Source organism: Streptomyces doebereineriae (assembly GCF_031845645.1).
GTDB classification, from domain to species: domain Bacteria; phylum Actinomycetota; class Actinomycetes; order Streptomycetales; family Streptomycetaceae; genus Streptomyces; species Streptomyces canus.
The window spans coordinates 1-422 of sequence record NZ_JAVREZ010000437.1 but is presented as its reverse complement, the minus strand read 5'-3'; the positions used below and the strand labels follow the sequence as shown (position 1 = coordinate 422).

Below are 422 nucleotides of genomic sequence, written 5' to 3'. Positions count from 1 at the left end.
CCGTCACCGACCGGCCGGGCCCCGGCGGCATCCGGCTGGAGCTGGGCTCCCGGGACCGGAGCCTGGGCGAGGAGGGGTACCGGCTGCACTCCACACCTGCCGCGCTCACCATCACCGCCCGCGCCCCGGCGGGGCTCTTCCACGGCGTCCAGACCCTGCGCCAGCTCCTCCCGGACCGGGTGGAGGCGCAGAGCCGCCAGGAGGGCCCCTGGAAGGTGGCGGGCGGCACGATCCCGGACGCGCCGCGCTACGGCTACCGGGGCGCGATGCTGGACGTCTCGCGCCACTTCTTCCCGGTCGCGGAGGTGAAGCGGTACATCGACCGGCTCGCCCTCTACAAGATCAACACGCTGCATCTGCACCTCTCCGACGACCAGGGCTGGCGCATCGCCATCGACTCCTGGCCCCGGCTCGCCACATAC

1 protein-coding gene is annotated in these 422 nt (G+C 73.5%); it reads left to right on the top strand.

Annotation, left to right across the window (positions count from 1 at the left end; all coding sequences use genetic code 11):
• Positions 1-422, top strand: a 422-nt coding sequence (locus RNB18_RS52670; protein ID WP_311721140.1) for a family 20 glycosylhydrolase, incomplete at both ends; no start/stop codon positions are given.